The organism is Pseudomonas sp. GW823-FHT03E05 (assembly GCF_058796855.1).
On the sequence record NZ_JBXAJB010000003.1, the window covers coordinates 693,478 to 710,101 of the forward strand.

General features: G+C 63.9%; 17 protein-coding genes. 8 read left to right on the plus strand and 9 right to left on the minus strand.

All coding sequences use genetic code 11. The features are described from left to right. Window positions 1-29: 29 nt before the first annotated feature. Entirely contained in the window at window positions 30-515 is a 486-nt protein-coding gene (locus AC1RCO_RS16190; protein WP_053160549.1) for a DUF4265 domain-containing protein, read from the plus strand. Next, complete coding sequence (locus tag AC1RCO_RS16195; protein WP_210693346.1) at window positions 512-832, plus strand: immunity protein Imm33 domain-containing protein; 321 nt, start codon at window positions 512-514, stop codon at window positions 830-832. Before AC1RCO_RS16190 ends, AC1RCO_RS16195 begins: the two co-directional genes overlap by 4 nt. 27 nt (window positions 833-859) lie before the next feature. Here the strand turns inward: AC1RCO_RS16195 and AC1RCO_RS16200 are convergent, their stop codons facing one another. Beyond that, the gene (locus AC1RCO_RS16200) at window positions 860-1,588 is read right to left on the minus strand and encodes a response regulator transcription factor (protein ID WP_011058398.1); all 729 of its coding nucleotides are present in this window, start codon (window positions 1,586-1,588) and stop codon (window positions 860-862) included. 228 nt (window positions 1,589-1,816) lie between these two features. Here AC1RCO_RS16200 and AC1RCO_RS16205 point away from each other — a divergent pair, with 228 nt between their 5' ends. From AC1RCO_RS16205 to AC1RCO_RS16215, 3 genes are all read left to right on the plus strand, one after another. Then, entirely contained in the window at window positions 1,817-2,104 is a 288-nt protein-coding gene (locus AC1RCO_RS16205; RefSeq protein WP_041114921.1) for a hypothetical protein, read from the plus strand. A 399-nt stretch (window positions 2,105-2,503) separates the two neighbouring features. Then, the gene (locus tag AC1RCO_RS16210) at window positions 2,504-3,502 is read left to right on the plus strand and encodes a FecR family protein (RefSeq protein ID WP_350403941.1); all 999 of its coding nucleotides are present in this window, start codon (window positions 2,504-2,506) and stop codon (window positions 3,500-3,502) included. 18 nt (window positions 3,503-3,520) lie between these two features. Next, the gene (locus AC1RCO_RS16215) at window positions 3,521-5,839 is read left to right on the plus strand and encodes a CHASE2 domain-containing protein (protein WP_492617867.1); all 2,319 of its coding nucleotides are present in this window, start codon (window positions 3,521-3,523) and stop codon (window positions 5,837-5,839) included. Window positions 5,840-6,019: 180 nt separating this feature from the next. On the opposite strand, the gene AC1RCO_RS16220 is transcribed toward AC1RCO_RS16215, so the two are convergent. The 4 genes from AC1RCO_RS16220 to glyQ form a co-directional block, all read right to left on the minus strand. Continuing rightward, window positions 6,020-6,790, minus strand: coding sequence for a lysophospholipid acyltransferase family protein (locus tag AC1RCO_RS16220; RefSeq protein WP_041114926.1), 771 nt, complete (start codon window positions 6,788-6,790; stop codon window positions 6,020-6,022). 83 nt (window positions 6,791-6,873) lie between these two features. Next, window positions 6,874-7,407, minus strand: coding sequence for a D-glycero-beta-D-manno-heptose 1,7-bisphosphate 7-phosphatase (gene gmhB / locus AC1RCO_RS16225; RefSeq protein WP_011058402.1), 534 nt, complete (start codon window positions 7,405-7,407; stop codon window positions 6,874-6,876). A gap of 17 nt (window positions 7,408-7,424) precedes the next feature. After that, window positions 7,425-9,479: a glycine--tRNA ligase subunit beta gene (gene glyS / locus AC1RCO_RS16230; RefSeq protein WP_015633612.1), complete on the minus strand. Its 2,055-nt coding sequence runs from the start codon at window positions 9,477-9,479 to the stop codon at window positions 7,425-7,427. Further along, window positions 9,476-10,429 carry a glycine--tRNA ligase subunit alpha gene (glyQ, locus tag AC1RCO_RS16235; protein ID WP_003177094.1) on the minus strand — a complete coding sequence of 318 codons (954 nt, stop codon included), beginning with the start codon at window positions 10,427-10,429 and terminating at the stop codon, window positions 9,476-9,478. The genes glyS and glyQ overlap by 4 nt, the downstream gene beginning before the upstream one ends. Before the next feature lie 81 nt (window positions 10,430-10,510). Between glyQ and AC1RCO_RS16240 the strand changes: the two genes are divergently transcribed. From AC1RCO_RS16240 to AC1RCO_RS16250, 3 genes are all read left to right on the plus strand, one after another. After that, complete coding sequence (locus AC1RCO_RS16240; RefSeq protein ID WP_047290171.1) at window positions 10,511-11,074, plus strand: DNA-3-methyladenine glycosylase I; 564 nt, start codon at window positions 10,511-10,513, stop codon at window positions 11,072-11,074. 42 nt (window positions 11,075-11,116) lie between these two features. Then, window positions 11,117-12,004, plus strand: coding sequence for a lysophospholipid acyltransferase (locus AC1RCO_RS16245; RefSeq protein WP_011058405.1), 888 nt, complete (start codon window positions 11,117-11,119; stop codon window positions 12,002-12,004). Window positions 12,005-12,076: 72 nt separating this feature from the next. Continuing rightward, the gene (locus AC1RCO_RS16250; RefSeq protein WP_011058406.1) at window positions 12,077-12,316 is read left to right on the plus strand and encodes a PilZ domain-containing protein; all 240 of its coding nucleotides are present in this window, start codon (window positions 12,077-12,079) and stop codon (window positions 12,314-12,316) included. 171 nt (window positions 12,317-12,487) lie between these two features. Here the strand turns inward: AC1RCO_RS16250 and AC1RCO_RS16255 are convergent, their stop codons facing one another. The 4 genes from AC1RCO_RS16255 to fmt form a co-directional block, all read right to left on the minus strand. Next, window positions 12,488-12,805, minus strand: coding sequence for a tetratricopeptide repeat protein (locus AC1RCO_RS16255; RefSeq protein WP_011058407.1), 318 nt, complete (start codon window positions 12,803-12,805; stop codon window positions 12,488-12,490). Between the two features lie 124 nt (window positions 12,806-12,929). Further along, window positions 12,930-14,303, minus strand: coding sequence for a Trk system potassium transporter TrkA (trkA, locus tag AC1RCO_RS16260; protein WP_011058408.1), 1,374 nt, complete (start codon window positions 14,301-14,303; stop codon window positions 12,930-12,932). 22 nt (window positions 14,304-14,325) lie between these two features. Next, window positions 14,326-15,651: a 16S rRNA (cytosine(967)-C(5))-methyltransferase RsmB gene (gene rsmB, locus AC1RCO_RS16265; RefSeq protein WP_072443358.1), complete on the minus strand. Its 1,326-nt coding sequence runs from the start codon at window positions 15,649-15,651 to the stop codon at window positions 14,326-14,328. Next, window positions 15,648-16,607 carry a methionyl-tRNA formyltransferase gene (gene fmt / locus AC1RCO_RS16270; RefSeq protein WP_011058410.1) on the minus strand — a complete coding sequence of 320 codons (960 nt, stop codon included), beginning with the start codon at window positions 16,605-16,607 and terminating at the stop codon, window positions 15,648-15,650. The genes rsmB and fmt overlap by 4 nt, the downstream gene beginning before the upstream one ends. Window positions 16,608-16,624: the final 17 nt, after the last annotated feature.

Here is a 16,624-nt window from a genome sequence, read left to right on the forward strand (position 1 = left end):
TAGAAACAGCAATCGCACGGAAATGGGTTATGGATGATGAAAACCAGGAAATATCGATTCGGGTTGTTGCGGGGCAGAACAGCCGTGGCCCGGTCTATGAGCCGCTGCATGTCCGGCGCATTGATGAGGACAGTTACGAGATTCTCTATTCACCAGGGCTGGCGCTGAACCTGGCCAAGGGCGACATCATTTCGATCAAGGATCCGCAGGCCCCCGCCGTGGTGCTCAAGCGTGGCGGCAACTTCTGTATCCATATCTATTCGGATCACATCCCTGAAGAACACATCATGGCCCTGGCGGCGGATGTGGCGAGCGAATTGGGTGGCATGCTCGACGGGCGCTACAAGGGCAATCTGACATTGTCGGTGCCGGCGCGAAACGGCATGGACAACATCGCCCTGTTCTTCAACCGCTTTCGCGAGACCACGGGCAGCGAGTGGTACTACGCCAACATCTATAAAAACCTCGATGACACCGATGACGAGACCCTGCTCGATTGGTGGCTGGCCCTATGAACGAAAGACAGCAGCTTATCTGTGAACGCTACGACCTTGCTCCCCAGGCCCCGGAGCCGATGATTGCGCTGGCCATAGGCTCCCTTGCGCAGTCGCCCATCTATGGCACCCGGGTCGAGTTGCCGGAAAACGGCACGGTCAGTTGGTTTATCCACTGCGGCGAACATTCCACTGCGGTGGATTTCTACCAGCCTCTGTGTGCCGGGCATCTGCTCGAGCTGTTGCCGGAAGTGATCGATTACTTGTACCTGCCGAGCGGGACGCGTTTCATCATCGACCGCGCCGGCTATGAAGATGTCTGGCGGGACCCGGAATGATATCAAGCCGCTTTTGAAGGCAAGCAGTCAGCTGCCCTGTTCTTCAGGCGACGCGACACTTTCCAGGCGGTAGCCATAGCCGTAGATCGTCAACAGTTGCCAGCCGCGATCCGCGGTCAGCCCGAGTTTGTTGCGCAAGCGGTAGATGTGGGTATCCAGGGGCCGTGAGGAAACGATTTCCTCATGGGTCCAGAACCGTTCGTACAGGTATTCCCGGGACAGCGGCCGGCCCAGGTTGGCGAACAGGCAGCGGGCCAGGCGGTACTCGCGCTCGGTAAGGCTGATGGGAGCGCCGGCGCGGGTGACGGTCAGTTCCGCATCATCGAAGCTCAGGTCGTTGAAACTCTGCACTTCTTCGCTGTGGTTGCGCTGCAAGCCATGGCGGCGCAGTACCGCGTTGACCCGGGCCTTGAGTTCGTTGGGACGAAACGGCTTGCTCAGGTAGTCGTCGGCACCGGTGTTCAGGGCCTGGACGATATCGCTCTCGGCATCGCGGCTGGTGAGCATGATGGCCGCGGGCGGCGAATCCATGTGTTCCCGGGTCCAGCGCAACAGGGACAGGCCGCTGAGGTCCGGCACTTGCCAGTCGAGGATCAGCAGGTCGAAGGTTTCCCGGCGCAACTGGCGCAGCAGGTCTTCTCCGCGCTCGAAGCTGTGCAAGGTCCAGGGCTGTTCGCCGGGGCCGGGAATCTCTCGCAGTGTCTGTTCCACCCGCGCCAGTTCCGCAGGTTCGTCATCCAGTATCGCGACACGCATGCGAGGCAGTTCCTTATGGTTCCAAGAGCGCCCGGGGCCGTGGCTGCCGGGCTCGGACTGAGGGGAAGTTTAGGCACCTGGCCTGAATCTGAACAATTGTGGCGAATTGCTCTTGAGCCCCGGGTCCCTCGGTACGCTGATATCAAATAGCCGGTAAGGCGCCCGGAGCACGGGCCGTCGGGCTATTGAGCAGCACGATACCGGCTCGTACAAACAAGGAAAAGAACCATGGGGAACCTGCTCAGGAAAGGCCAGGTCGCGCTTGTCAGAATATTCAGCGGCGATGATCCGGTGCGTCTTCTCAGTTTGATGCTGGCGGCTTATCTGGGAATCAGTGCCTGTACCGTGCCAGCGTCCACAGCGGGCTGCTGTCAGCCCTCCGGCATCGGGCAATACCCGGCGTCTGCCCTGCCCGCTGGCAGTGACTCCAACCTGACCCTGGACGCCGAGCCCGTGATCGGTCGGACAGCGCTACCCACGAACCTGCAGCCACCGGCCCCGCGCTGGGTGTTCTAGAGGCCGCGGCAATGATTCTGAACAAATATTGCAAATCCGTCGCAGCTTTGCGGCCAGCGTTACATTGCTTCCCGCTGAGTGGCACACGGGGGCACCTGGAAGTGCTCCGACACAGGGAGTGTCAACCGCCAGGCTGGCGGGACAACGCGCGCTCGCGTGCGTCGTTGAAGGGGAATACAGGGAGTGCCTCCTCAGGACTTTGGGCCGGGCGACCTGTCGCTCCGGTTCCGACACAGGGACGTGTCACTTTCTTCTCGCCCTGTCCTGTTTCCGCCCTCGCCCGACCGGGTTCCTGTCTTTGGGCGACATCCCGCAGCGTTCGGCTTTCTGCCAACGATCTGCCTCAGGTATGGTGCGTAGGATTTCGCCGCGGTTTTCCCAAAGGCTCTAAGCACATCCATGAATGACCTCTGCCCTTTTCCGTCCACCGGCCGGCCTCAGGTCGCGCGTGTCGCCCTGCTGCTGGCCGGGTTGATTCTGCCGCTGTGTGCGGCACAGGCGGCAGCGCCACGGCTGCCCTATATCGATGACAACCAGCAGTGCCGTGGCCAGCCCCTGCCGGCGACGGTGGAACACCTGACCGGCGAAGCCTGGAAACTGGACGCCAAGGGACGCGAGGTGCTCCTGCAGGAAGGCATGAGCATCGATGAGAAGGAAGGGGTCAGGACCTCGCCGTCGGCCTTCGTCAGCCTGTCCCTGGGAGACGGTTCGCGGGTGGTGCTGCCTTCCAGTTCCCAGGTCACCCTGCAACTCAATAACCAGTACTCCATCCCTCAGGTTGTGCTGGAGCAGGGCCAGATCGAGTCCTACGTGATCAAGCGCACCAGTGATCACGACCGTTTCCAGATCGTTACGCCGGTGGGCGTGCTGGGGGTTCGCGGTACTCACTTCCGGGTACGCAATGACGATCAGCAATCCCTGGTGGAGGTGCTCAATGGCCAGGTGGCGGTGAATCGCGAAGAGGACGCGCCGCAGCCGGCACCGCGGCGTACGCGTCAGCGCCCTGTGGATAAACCGGCAGGCCCGGTGCCGGGTGAAGTCCAGGTCATGGCGCGCCAGGGGCTGCGGATCCAGAAACAGGGCGAGCTCAAGCCGGTGGAACTGCTGGCCGCACCGAGGCTGCTGGGGCAGGCTGGGCAGACCGGTGCCCTGCCCGTCTGGCAACTGATCCTGCAACCTTTGCCCGGGGCCAGCCGCTACCGGGCCCAGGTCGCCACCGACAAGGACTTCCTGAACATCAAGCAGGAGCAGTTCTCCAGCACCCCGCAGGTCAACTTCACCGGCTTGCAGGCATTTTTTTATCACGTGCGTCTTTCGGCGTTCGATGAGCACGGCCTGGAAGGCGAAACCGGGGTCTATGACATCTTTTATTACCCCAGGACCACCCGTGTTGAATAACGCTCCGGTGGGCCGTCCATGAGCGTGTGGCGCCGTCGGGCCGAAGGCCGTGAACCGACCCAGGCTCAGCGCCTGTTCCGCGGGCTGGTGCGGGAGTGGCTGTGGGTCAGCCTGATTCTTCTGCCGCTGACTGCGGTGTTGTCCCTGAGCCACGGCCTGGCCCTGAACAATCTCTTCTACGACAACCTGCGGCGCTTCACCCCGCTACCGGTGGACCCGCGCATCCTGCTGGTGACCATCGACGACTACAGCTTGCAGCAACTGGGACGCTGGCCCTGGCCGCGGGCCATTCATGGCCAACTGCTGGACCGGCTGAGCGCGGCCGAGGCCAAAGGGGTGCTGTTCGATGTGATCCTCAGTGAACCCGGCAGCACGGTGGAAAACGACACCCGCCTGGCTGCCGCCCTGTGCCGGGCCGGCAATGTGTTCCTGCCGGTGCTGCGCCAGGGCGTTGCCCGCTATGGCCAGGACATTGAGGAAATCCCGCCGGTGCCGCTGCTGCGCAATTGCGCCCGCGGCCTGGGCCATATCAATGCCGAAGCGGATGCCGATGGCACGGTGCGCAGCGTGTACCTGCGCGAAGGCCCGGTGCTGGCTCCCCGGGCGCAACTGACGTGGCTGCTGTACCAACTGACCGAAGCCGAGCCGGCATTCCCCCATATGCCCGGGCCCGGTAAACCTCGCGTGGCCCAGGGGTGGCTGCGGTCCAACCCGGTGCGCATTCCCTTTATCAGCACCGACGCCGGCTTTCCCAGCGTGCCCTATGTCAGCGTGCTGCGGGGCGAAGTGCCGCCGGAGCTGCTGCGCGACCGGCTGATCCTGGTGGGCTCCACGGCCCCGGGGCTGGGGGACCGCTACGTGACCCCGCAATCCGGCAGCCAGGGCACCACCCCGGGGGTGGAGATCCAGGCCAACCTGCTCAACGGCCTGCTCCAGCATCGCAGCGTGGTTGCCCTGGGCCAGTGGTCGGGGATGCTGCTGTCCATGGCCCTGACCGCTGTGTTGCTGGGCCTGTTGCTGTGGCGGCCGCGCCACGCGCTGTGGATAACCCTGGGTTGCATGGGGCTGGGCCTGGCGGGCTCGGTATTGATGCTGCGGCTGGGCTACTGGTGGTCGCCGGTGGCCAGCCTGCTGGGCATGCTGCTGGCCTACCTGATCTGGAACTGGCGCCGGCTGAGCGTGATCCTGGCCTACTTCGGCTGGGAACTAGCGCGCCTGGACAGCGAGCCCAAGGTGTTGCCGGAACGCCGGCGCAGCCAGGCCCCGGCCGGGGATGTGCTGCAGGGGCAGATCGTCGCTCTGGAGCAGGCCCTGAGCCGCACCCGGGACACCCGGCGTTTTATCGCCGATGGCCTGGAGTACCTGCCGGTGGCGACCCTGATCAGCGACCCCGACGGCAAGATCCTGCTGGCCAACCGCAATGCACGGGAAGTGTTTGCCCATTCCCTGGTGGGTGAAGGGCTGATTGCCCAGTTGGCCGCCCTGGGTTACCCGGGCCTGACGGAACCGGCCTTGTACCCCCGGCTGGAACAACTGCCGGCGGTGGAGTTCCGTGATGTTCAGCAGCGCAGCCTGCGCATGGAACTGGCGCCGCTGCTGCCGGTGGACAGCGATACCGCCATTGGCTGGCTGCTGAGCCTCACCGACCTCAGCGTCGAGCGCGACGCCGAACAGCAACGCAGCGTGCTGTTGCGCTTTCTGTCCCATGATCTGCGCGCGCCCCATTCGGCGATCCTGGCCTTGCTGGATGTGCAGCGCCATCAGCCGGCGACGCCCCGGCAGGTGTATGGCCAGATCGAACAGCAGGTACGCCGGGCCCTGGCTCTGACCGAGGCCTTCGTGCAGTTGGCCAAGGCCGAGTCGGAGGCCTACCAGTTCGAACCGAGCATGTTCGCCATGCTGGTGCTGGACGCCTTCGATCAGGCCACGACCCTGGCCCAGTTGAAGGACATTCACCTGGAGCATGACCTGGACGACGAGGGCGAAGGCCTGGTGCTGGCGGACCAGTCGCTACTGACCCGGGCGCTGTTCAACCTGCTGGAAAACGCCATCAAGTACAGCCCGGTGGAGTCCAGGGTGAGTGTGCGGGTCAGTTGTACCCCAGGCTGGCTGCGCTGCGAGATCAGCGATGAAGGCCGGGGTATCGATGCCGCGGATCTGCCCCAGCTGTTCGGCCAGTACCAGCGTTTTGCTTCGGCCAAGGGCATTGATGGCCTGGGCCTGGGCTTGTCCATGGTCAAGGCGGTGGTGGACCGACATCAGGGCCGTATCAGTTGCCAGAGCGTGGTGGGTCGGGGCTCTTGCTTCATCCTCGAACTGCCTTTGCTGGAGGAATGAAGGGCCGGGAATATCCCAGGTGAAAAAAACCGGCTCCAAGGCCGGTTTTTTTGTCTGCTGAAAAACTTATGCACGTTTTTCCACATTTTATGAGCTTGGGAAATATATATATAAATCAGTGATTTATAATTCGATTTCAAGCCTTGTAGGAAAAGTCGTACACAGGTTATCCACAGAAGCTCATACAGCAACCTTATCCGTAGAAGTGGCCAATGGTGGCAATGAGCCCATATCCCGTTGAGCCTGTTCATTCCAGGCCGCCACCCGGTCATTGAGCTCGGCGATGGCCCGCGGGCCGCTGCCTTCGGCATACATCGGCGCGCCGATGGTCACGGTGATGGTGCCGGGGCGCTTGGCCCAGCCGGTCTTCGGCCAGAACTTGCCCGCGTTGTGGGCCACCGGCAGCACCGGCAGGTCGGCATTCACCGCCAGGGCGCTGCCGCTGCGGGAAAACTTGCCGATCTGGCCGTAAGGCACGCGGGTGCCTTCAGGGAAGATCAGTACCCAGACATTGTCCTTGAGCAACTCGTCGCCCTTGCTCGCCACCTGCTTGAGGGCAGCCTTGGGGTTGTCCCGGTCAATGGCGATGGGCCGCAGCATGGCCATGGCCCAGCCGAAGAACGGCACATACAGCAGCTCGCGCTTGAGCACCTGGCTCAGGGGCTCGAAGTAGGCCGAGAGAAAGAAGGTTTCCCAGGTGCTCTGGTGATTGGAAACGATCACGCAAGGCCGCTCGGGGACGTTTTCCGCGCCCTTCACTTCCACGCGGATATTGAGGAATACCTTGGTCAGCCACAGCGCGCAGCGACACCAGTAGACGTTGATAAAGCGATAGCGCGCCTTGAATGGGAGGAACGGCGCGATAAAAAAGCTCAGGGAGCACCACAGCAAGGAACTGGTGCCCAGTAGCAGGTAAAAGAAAAAGGTTCTGATGGCCTGCAGGATCGACATAGCGGCATTTACCATTGCGGGCATTGCCCGCCTGTTAAAAAGCGCTCTCCCGAACAGTCCTTGGTCAGGATGCCAGAAGGGGCCTAATTGTGGATAAGTTCAGCGGCAACGGCCGCCAGGTCGTCAAAAATCAAGGTGCCTACCGGCAGGGTTTTCCCCAGAGTCTTTTCGCCTTTCCCGGTCTTTACCAATACTGGCTGAGAGTCGACGGCTTTTGCGGCTTCCAGGTCACCGAGACTGTCACCGACAAACCATAGACCTGTCAGTTCTGCCTGGTAATGCTCGGCAATGGTTCGCAGCATGCCCGGTTTCGGTTTGCGGCAGGCGCACCCTTCGTCGGGCCCATGGGGGCAATAGACGATCAGCCCGACTTCGCCGCCCTGCTCCGCCACCAGTTCGCGCAGGCGCGCGTGCATGGCATCAAGGGTGGCCAGGTCGTAGTAGCCGCGAGCGATGCCGGACTGGTTGGTGGCGATCGCCACCGTCCAGCCGGCCTTGCTCAACTGCGCAATGGCTTCGATCGCGCCGGGGAGCGGAATCCACTCCTGCACCGATTTGATGTAGGCATCGGAGTCGTGATTGATCACGCCGTCACGATCGAGTATCAGCAGTTTCACAGCAGTTCCCTACCTGATCAGCTCAGTACCGAAATGTCGGCCACGCCCAGGAACAGGCCCCGCAGCCGCGCCAGCAGCGCGTAGCGGTTGGCCCGTACATTGGCGTCCTCGGCATTGACCATCACCGCCTCGAAGAAGGCGTCCACCGGCTCGCGCAGGGCAGCCAGGCGGGCCAGGGTCTCGCTGTACTGGCGGGCAGCGGCCATGGGCTGTACAGCCTGGTCCGCTTGCTGGATCGCCGAGTACAGGGAGAACTCGTTGGCGTTGTCGAAGTACTTGGCTTCGATGGTGGTCGGCACATTGCCTTCGATCTTGCTCAGCAGGTTCGACACGCGCTTGTTCACCGCAGCCAGGGCGGCGGCTTCCGGCAGCTTGCGGAAGGCCTGCACGGCTTGCACGCGCTGGTCGAAGTCCAGGGCCGAACCCGGCTTCAGGGCACGCACCGAGAGGTAGGTGGCTACATCCACGCCTTCGTCTTCGTAACGGGCACGCAGGCGGTCGAAGATGAACTCCAGCACCTGGTCGGCCAGGCCGGCGGCCTTGACCTTGCTGCCGAAGGCGCTGACGGCGAAGGCCACGGCGTCGTTCAGGTCGAGGTCGAACTTCTTCTCGATCAGGATCCGCAGCACGCCCAGTGCCGCGCGACGCAGGGCGTAGGGGTCCTTGCTGCCGGTGGGCAGCATGCCGATGCCGAAGATCCCCACCAGGGTGTCCAGCTTGTCGGCGATGGCCACGGCGGCACCGGTCACGGTGCTGGGCAGCTCGGCGCCGGCGCCACGTGGCATGTACTGCTCGTTCAGGGCCAGGGCGACATCTTCCGGCTCGCCGTCATTGAGAGCGTAGTAGTAGCCGGCGATACCTTGCATCTCCGGGAACTCGCCGACCATCTCGGTGGCCAGGTCGCACTTGGACAGCAGGCCGGCACGGGCGGCGCGCTGGGCGTCGCCGCCGATGCGCGGGGCAATGAAGGCGGCCAGCTTGGAGATCCGCTCGGCCTTGTCGTAGACGCTGCCGAGTTTTTCCTGGAAGACCACGTTCTGCAGGCGCAGGTTGAAGTCTTCGAGCTTCTGCTTCTTGTCCTGCTTGAAGAAGAACTCGGCGTCGGTCAGGCGTGGGCGCACGACTTTCTCGTTGCCCTCGATGATCTGGCGCGGGTCCTTGCTCTCGATGTTGGCCACGGTGATGAAGCGCGGCAGCAGCTTGCCGTCCACGTCCAGCAGGCAGAAGTACTTCTGGTTGTCCTGCATGGTGGTGATCAGGGCTTCCTGGGGCACTTCGAGGAAGCGTTCCTCGAACGAGCACACCAGTGGCACCGGCCATTCGACCAGGGCAGTCACTTCGTCCAGCAGGTCCGCCGGGACGATCGCCGTGCCTTCCTGCAGGGTCGCCAGTTCCGCGGTGCGCTTGCTGATCAGCTCGCGACGCTCGTTGGCGTCGGCCAGCACGTAGGCGGCACGCAGGTCGGCCAGGTAGTTGGCCGGCGCGGTGATGCGCACGCTTTGCGGGTGGTGGAAGCGGTGGCCGCGGGAGTCGCGACCGGCCTTCTGGGCGAGGATGGTGCAGTCGATGACCTCATCGCCCAGCAGCATCACCAGCCATTGAGTCGGGCGCACGAACTCTTCTTTGCGCGCGGCCCAGCGCATGCGCTTGGGAATCGGCAGGTCGTTCAGCGAATCTTCGACGATGGTCGGCAGCAGGCTGGCGGTCGGCTTGCCCTTGATGCTCTGGCTGTAGCGCAGTTTCGGGCCGCTCTGGTCGATCTCGCTGAGTTCGACGCCGCACTTCTTGGCAAAGCCCAGGGCCGCCTGGGTCGGGTTGCCTTCAGCGTCGAAGGCTGCCTGGCGTGGCGGGCCGTCGAGGTTGATGCTGCGATCCGGCTGCTGGGTGGCCAGTTGGGTGATCAGCACCGCCAGGCGCCGTGGCGCGGCGTATACGTGCTTGGCCTGGAAGCTCAGGCCGGCGCTCTGCAGGCCTTTTTCGATGCCGGCCAGAAAGGCTTCGGCCAGGGTGTTCAGGGCTTTGGGTGGCAGTTCTTCAGTGCCCAGTTCAACCAGAAAATCTTGCGCACTCATTGTGCCGCCTCCAACTTAGCCAACACTTCATCACGCAGGTCCGGGGTTGCCATCGGGAAGCCCAGCTTGGCACGGGCCAGCAGGTAGGCTTGCGCAACGGAACGCGCCAGGGTGCGCACACGCAGGATGTACTGCTGGCGTGCGGTGACCGAGATTGCCCGGCGTGCATCCAGCAGGTTGAAGGTGTGCGAGGCCTTGAGGACCATTTCATAGCTCGGCAGCGGCAGTGGCTGATCCAGCTCGATCAGGCGCTTGGCTTCGCTTTCGTAGAAATCGAACAGTTCGAACAGCTTCTCGACGTTGGCGTGTTCGAAGTTGTAGGTCGACTGCTCCACTTCGTTCTGGTGGAACACATCGCCATAGGTGACCTTGCCGAACGGGCCGTCGGCCCAGACCAGGTCGTATACCGAATCCACGCCCTGCAGGTACATGGCCAGGCGTTCCAGGCCATAGGTGATTTCACCGGTCACCGGGTAGCACTCGATGCCACCGGCTTGCTGGAAGTAGGTGAACTGAGTCACTTCCATGCCGTTGAGCCAGACTTCCCAGCCCAGGCCCCAGGCGCCCAGGGTCGGCGATTCCCAGTTGTCCTCGACGAAGCGGATGTCGTGCACCAGCGGGTCCAGGCCCACGTGCTTCAGGGAACCCAGGTACAGCTCCTGGAAGTTCTCCGGGTTGGGCTTCAAGACCACCTGGAACTGATAGTAGTGCTGCAGGCGGTTGGGGTTTTCGCCGTAGCGGCCGTCAGTCGGGCGACGACTGGGCTGCACATAAGCGGCGTTCCAGGTTTCCGGGCCGATGGCCCGCAGGAAGGTAGCGGTGTGGAAAGTGCCGGCGCCTACTTCCATATCGTAGGGCTGAAGTACCACACAACCTTGCTCGGCCCAGTACTGCTGGAGGGCGAGGATCAAGTCTTGGAAGGTACGCACGGCTGGCGTAGGCTGGCTCACGAAATTCACCTGTTACTTGGGCTGCGATTTAAGGAGCGGGAGTATACCCGATTCAGTCCTGCGCACGCCCCCTGGAGCCTTATGCCACGCTGCTTTTGGTGTTCCGAAGATCCGCTGTACATGGCTTATCACGATCAGGAGTGGGGCGTGCCGCTGCGCGATGGGCAGCGCTTGTTCGAGTTGTTATTGCTCGAAGGGTTCCAGGCCGGGCTGTCATGGATCACCGTGCTGAAGAAGCGCGAGCACTATCGCCAGGTGCTGTTCGGCTTCGATGTGCAGCGCGTGGCGCAGATGAGCGATGCCGAGATCGACGACCTGATGCAGGACCCGGGCATCATCCGCAACCGCCTCAAGCTCAACGCCGCGCGGCGCAATGCCCAGGCCTGGCTGGAGCTGGAAGACCCGGTGGCCTTTCTCTGGGCCTTCGTCGGTGGTGTGCCGAAGATCAACCATTTCAAGGACCGCAGCGAAGTGCCGGCGGTGACGCCGGAGGCCGAAGCCATGAGCCGCGGCCTGCGCAAGGCCGGCTTCACTTTCGTCGGCCCGACCATCTGTTATGCGCTGATGCAGGCCTCGGGGATGGTCATGGACCACACCCTGGACTGTGATCGGTACGCCATCCTGGCCGATGCGCGGTTAGAATAGCCGGCTGGCGACACGCTTCATGACCAAGATCAGGAGTCATTTGTGGATAAGTTCAAAGGCGCCCTGCTGGTGGGTGCTCTGCGGTTGTTTGCCCTGCTGCCCTGGCGCGCGGTGCAGGCGGTCGGCGCAGCCATCGGCTGGATCATGTGGAAGACGCCCAATCGTTCCCGCGAGGTGGTGCGTATCAACCTGGCCAAGTGTTTTCCACAGATGGACCCGGCGGAACGCGAGCGCCTGGTAGGCCAGAGCCTGAAGGACATCGGCAAGTCCCTGACTGAAAGCGCCTGCGCCTGGATCTGGCCGGCCGAGCGTTCCATTGCCCTGGTGCGTGAAGTCGAGGGCCTGGAAGTGCTCAAGGACGCCCTGGCCTCGGGCAAGGGCGTGGTTGGCATTACCAGCCACCTGGGCAACTGGGAAGTGCTCAACCACTTCTATTGCAGCCAGTGCAAACCGATCATTTTCTACCGTCCGCCCAAGCTCAAGGCGGTGGACGAACTGCTGCGCAAGCAGCGGGTGCAACTGGGCAACCGCGTGGCGGCTTCCACCAAGGAAGGCATCCTCAGCGTCATCAAGGAAGTGCGCAAAGGGGGGGCAGTGGGCATCCCCGCCGACCCGGAACCGGCCGAATCCGCCGGGATCTTCGTGCCCTTCTTCGCCACCCAGGCCCTGACCAGCAAGTTCGTGCCGAACATGCTGGCCGGCGGCAAGGCGGTCGGCGTGTTCCTCCATGCCCTGCGCCTGCCCGACGGCTCGGGCTACAAGGTGATCCTCGAAGCGGCGCCGGAAGACATGTACAGCACCGATACCGAAACCTCCTGCGCGGCCATGAGCAAGGTGGTCGAGCGTTATGTGGGGGCCTATCCGAGCCAGTACATGTGGAGCATGAAACGCTTCAAGAAGCGCCCGCCTGGCGAGGCGCGCTGGTACTGAGGGAGCTGGCACGATCTGTGGATAACCCCGCATCGGGAGTTATCCACAGCACACCGAACAAGGGCGCAGAAGATGTCCGATCATCGCAAGTCGTTCCGCATCAAGATTTCCCACGAAAGCATCGGCGAATGCCTGGGGCAGACCCGCAACCTGTCCGCCAGCGGCGTCTATGTACAGAGCCCGGCCCTGGCAAGACTGCCCAAGGGCGCGGTGGTCTACGGCCAGGTCCAGGGCCTGCCGGTGACGGCGCCGCGGGTGCGCATGGAAGTGGTGCAAGTGGACGCGGAAGGGATCGCCCTGCGCTACCTGTGAAATAGCCCTGTAGCCGTTGCCGAGCCCGCGAGGCTGCGAAAAGGACCGAAGGGCCTTGCTTGGCGCTCTCTTGTCGAGCCTGTGCGGGTCTTCAGAGCTAGCGAGCAGTGCATCGGAGTGCCGCCCAGCTCGTTCGCAGCCTGCAGCAGCGGCTACCGAGGAGGGGTGGGGTCAGCCTTGAGACTGGCGGTCGAGTTTTTTCAGGAACACCGTCATTTCCTTTTCCGCCTGCTTGTCGCCGTGGCCCCGGGCCGCTTCCAGGCCCTGTTCCCAGGCCTGGCGCGCTGCCGGCAGGTCGCCCTGCCCCTGGCAGGCCTTGCCCAGCAACTTCCACGCCGCGGAATACTTGGGGTCGAAGGCCACGCAACGTTGCAGGTGCTCGGCGGCCTTGGCGAAATCGCCCTGATCCAGGTAACCCTTGCCCAGGCCAAAGCGCAGCAGGGCGTTATCCACACCCTTGGCGAGCATTTTTTCCAGGGATTCAAGCATCGTTGTCACTCCTGTGGGCTCATGTAGCCGCCGCAGGTTGCGATCAGGCCCGCAGGGCCTTCGCAAGGGCAGCGCCTGCTGCGCAGTCGATCGCAGCCTTCGGCAGCGGCTACAGAGTTGTTGATCAGAAGAAGCTCAGGCCGACGTGGAACAGTTTCTCCACGTCGCGGATGTGTTTTTTATCCACAAGGAACAGGATCACGTGGTCGCCGGCTTCGATCACCGTGTCGTCGTGGGCGATCAGCACTTCTTCGTCGCGAATGATCGCGCCGATGGTGGTTCCCGGCGGCAGGCCGATGTTCTCGATGGCACGGCCGATCACCTTGCTCGACTTGGCGTCGCCGTGGGCGATGGCCTCGATGGCTTCCGCCGCGCCCCGGCGCAGGGAGTGCACGCTGACGATATCGCCGCGGCGCACGTGGGCCAGCAGCGTGCCGATGGTGGCCAGCTGCGGGCTGATGGCGATGTCGATGTCGCCACCCTGGATCAGGTCGACGTAGGCCGGGTTGTTGATGATGGTCATCACCTTCTTCGCTCCCAGGCGCTTGGCCAGCAGCGAGGACATGATGTTGGCTTCGTCGTCGTTGGTCAGGGCCAGGAAGATATCGGCGTCGGCGATGTTCTCTTCCAGCAGCAGGTCGCGGTCCGAGGCGCTGCCCTGCAGCACCACGGTGCTGTCCAGGGTGTCGGAGAGGTAGCGGCAGCGGGCCGGGTTCATCTCGATGATCTTCACCTGGTAGCGGCTTTCGATGGCCTCGGCCAGGCGCTCGCCGATCTGCCCGCCACCGGCGATGACGATGCGCTTGTAGGATTCCTCCAGGCGGCGCATCTCGCTCATCACCGCACGGATGTGGGCCTTGGCGGCGATGAAGAACACTTCGTCGTCGGCCTCGATCACCGTATCGCCCTTGGGCATGATCGGCCGGTCGCGACGGAAGATCGCCGCCACCCGGGTGTCGACGTTGGGCATGTGCTCGCGCAGCTGGCGCAGTTGCTGGCCCACCAGCGGGCCACCGTAGTAGGCCTTGACCGCCACCAGTTGCGCCTTGCCTTCGGCGAAGTCGATCACCTGCAGCGCACCGGGGTGCTCGATCAGGCGCTTGATGTAGTTGGTCACCACCTGCTCGGGGCTGATCAGCACGTCCACCGGGATCGCATCGTTGTCGAACAGCCCGGCGCGGGTCAGGTAGGCGGCTTCGCGCACCCGGGCGATCTTGGTCGGGGTGTGGAACAGGGTGTGGGCCACCTGGCAGGCGACCATGTTGGTCTCGTCGCTGTTGGTTACCGCCACCAGCATGTCGGCGTCGTCGGCGCCGGCCTGGCGCAGCACCGTCGGGAACGAGGCGCGGCCCTGCACGGTGCGGATGTCCAGGCGGTCGCCGAGGTCGCGCAGGCGTTCGCCGTCGGTGTCGACCACGGTGATATCGTTGGCTTCGCTGGCCAGGTGTTCCGCCAGCGTGCCACCCACTTGCCCGGCGCCGAGGATGATGATCTTCATCCAGTCACTCCCTTAAAACCGTTTAACCGCGTGCGGCGGCAATCTTGATCAGCTTGGCGTAGTAGAAGCCGTCGTGGCCGCCTTCTTGCGCCAGCAACTGGCGCCCGTGGGGCTGCTTGAGGCCGGCCGCAGGCTGCCCCAGTTGGCCGCCGATGTCCAATTCACGAGCACCCGGGGTGCGGGCCAGGAAGGCCTCGATGACCTCGGTGTTCTCGGTGGGCAGGGTCGAGCAGGTGGCGTAGAGCAGGATGCCGCCCACTTCCAGGGCCTGCCACATGGCATCCAGCAGTTCGCCTTGCAGTTGCGCCAGGGCGGCGATGTCTTCGGGCTGGCGGGTCAGCTTGATATCCGGATGGCGGCGGATCACCCCGGTGGCCGAGCATGGCGCGTCCAGCAGGATCCGCTGGAACGGCTTGCCGTCCCACCAGGCCTGGGTGTCGCGGCCATCGGCGGCGATCAATTGGGCGTCGAGCCCCAGGCGGTCGAGGTTTTCCCGTACCCGCACCAGGCGCTTGGCCTCCAGGTCCACCGCCACTACGCCGGCCAGGGCCGGTTGCACTTCGAGGATGTGGCAGGTCTTGCCGCCCGGGGCACAGCAGGCGTCCAGCACCCGTTGCCCCGGCGCCAGTTCCAGCAGCTCGGCGGCCAGTTGCGCGGCCTCGTCCTGCACACTGATCCAGCCTTCGGCAAAGCCCGGCAGGCTGCGTACATCCAAGGCTTCGTCGAGGACGATGCCGTCCTGGCTATAGACGCAAGCCTTGGCCGCAACTCCCGCTTCGCTCAACAGCTTCAGGTAGGCATCGCGGGAATGATGCCGGCGGTTGACCCGCAGGATCATCGGCGGGTGGGCGTTGTTGGCGGCGCAGATGGCTTCCCACTGCTCGGGCCAGAACGCCTTGAGGGATTTCTGCAACCAGCGCGGGTGCGCGGTGCGCACCACCGGGTCGTGCTCCAACTCGGCCAGCAGCGTTTCGCTTTCGCGTTGGGCACGGCGCAGCACGGCATTGAGCAGAGCCTTGGCCCAGGGCTTTTTCAGCTTGTCGGCGCAGCCCACGGTTTCACCGATGGCGGCGTGGGCCGGAACCCGGGTGTAGAGCAACTGATAGAGGCCCACCAGCAGCAATGCTTCGACATCGGCGTCGGCTGCCTTGAACGGCTTCTGCAGCAGCTTGGCCGCCAGCGCCGACAGCCGCGGCTGCCAGCGTGCGGTGCCGAAGGCCAGGTCCTGGGTGAAGCCGCGATCACGGGCCTCGACCTTGTCCAGCTGGATCGGCAGCGAGCTGTTGAGCGAGGCCTTGCCGTTGAGCACGGCAGTCAGCGCCTTTGCGGCGGCCAGGCGCGGGTTCATTGGGCGTCCGCCGTCTGGCCGAGGACGGTGCCGATGGCGAATTTCTCGCGGCGGCTGTTGAACAGGTCGCTGAAGTTCAGCGCCTTGCCCCCGGGCAGTTGCAGGCGGGTCAGGCACAGCGCCTGCTCACCGCAGGCAACGATCAGGCCGTCCTTGCTGGCGCCGAGGATTTCCCCCGGCGCGCCCTTGCCTTCGGCCAGGGTGGCGGCCAGCACTTTCAGCGCTTCGCCATTCAAGCTGCTGTGGCAGATCGGCCAGGGGTTGAAGGCCCGCACCAGGCGCTCCAGTTCCACGGCCGGGCGGCTCCAGTCGATGCGCGCCTCGTCCTTGTTCAGCTTGTGGGCGTAAGTGGCCAGGCTGTCGTCCTGGACTTCGCCTTCCAGGGTGCCGGCGGCCAGGCCTTCGATGGCTTGCAGCACTGCGGGCGGGCCCATCTCGGCCAGGCGGTCGTGGAGGCTGCCGCCGGTATCTTCGGCGCTGATCGGGGTGCTGACCTTGAGTAGCATCGGCCCGGTATCCAGGCCGGCTTCCATGCGCATCACAGTCACCCCGCTTTGCGCGTCACCGGCTTGCACCGCACGCTGGATCGGCGCGGCACCGCGCCAGCGTGGCAACAGCGAAGCGTGGCTGTTGATGCAACCCAGGCGCGGAATATCCAGCACCGCCTGGGGCAGGATCAGGCCGTAGGCCACCACCACCATCAGGTCCGGCTTGAGCGCTGCCAGTTCGGCTTGAGCCTCGGCATTGCGCAAGGTCGGCGGTTGCAGCACGGGGATGTCGTTTTCCAGAGCAAGCTGCTTGACCGGACTGGGCATCAGCTTCTGCCCGCGCCCCGCCGGACGGTCCGGCTGGGTGTAGACCGCAACGATCTGGTAAGGGCTGTCGAGCAGGGCCTTGAGGTGTTCGGCGGCGAATTCGGGGGTGCCGGCAAAGACGATGCGCAGTGGCTCAGTCATGGGAATTCTCGATGTTA

Excerpts from the sequence above, each read along its gene's own strand:
- AC1RCO_RS16215 (WP_492617867.1), top strand. The coding sequence starts at position 3,521 with ATGAGCGTGTGGCGCCGTCGGGCCGAAGGCCGTGAACCGACCCAGGCT.
- AC1RCO_RS16240 (WP_047290171.1), top strand. The coding sequence starts at position 10,511 with ATGCCACGCTGCTTTTGGTGTTCCGAAGATCCGCTGTACATGGCTTAT.
- AC1RCO_RS16210 (WP_350403941.1), top strand. The coding sequence starts at position 2,504 with ATGAATGACCTCTGCCCTTTTCCGTCCACCGGCCGGCCTCAGGTCGCG.
- glyS (WP_015633612.1), bottom strand. The coding sequence starts at position 9,479 with ATGAGTGCGCAAGATTTTCTGGTTGAACTGGGCACTGAAGAACTGCCA.
- trkA (WP_011058408.1), bottom strand. The coding sequence starts at position 14,303 with ATGAAGATCATCATCCTCGGCGCCGGGCAAGTGGGTGGCACGCTGGCG.
- AC1RCO_RS16250 (WP_011058406.1), top strand. The coding sequence starts at position 12,077 with ATGTCCGATCATCGCAAGTCGTTCCGCATCAAGATTTCCCACGAAAGC.
- fmt (WP_011058410.1), bottom strand. The coding sequence starts at position 16,607 with ATGACTGAGCCACTGCGCATCGTCTTTGCCGGCACCCCCGAATTCGCC.
- AC1RCO_RS16205 (WP_041114921.1), top strand. The coding sequence starts at position 1,817 with ATGGGGAACCTGCTCAGGAAAGGCCAGGTCGCGCTTGTCAGAATATTC.
- AC1RCO_RS16200 (WP_011058398.1), bottom strand. The coding sequence starts at position 1,588 with ATGCGTGTCGCGATACTGGATGACGAACCTGCGGAACTGGCGCGGGTG.
- AC1RCO_RS16190 (WP_053160549.1), top strand. The coding sequence starts at position 30 with ATGGATGATGAAAACCAGGAAATATCGATTCGGGTTGTTGCGGGGCAG.
- AC1RCO_RS16195 (WP_210693346.1), top strand. The coding sequence starts at position 512 with ATGAACGAAAGACAGCAGCTTATCTGTGAACGCTACGACCTTGCTCCC.
- rsmB (WP_072443358.1), bottom strand. The coding sequence starts at position 15,651 with ATGAACCCGCGCCTGGCCGCCGCAAAGGCGCTGACTGCCGTGCTCAAC.
- AC1RCO_RS16255 (WP_011058407.1), bottom strand. The coding sequence starts at position 12,805 with ATGCTTGAATCCCTGGAAAAAATGCTCGCCAAGGGTGTGGATAACGCC.
- AC1RCO_RS16220 (WP_041114926.1), bottom strand. The coding sequence starts at position 6,790 with ATGTCGATCCTGCAGGCCATCAGAACCTTTTTCTTTTACCTGCTACTG.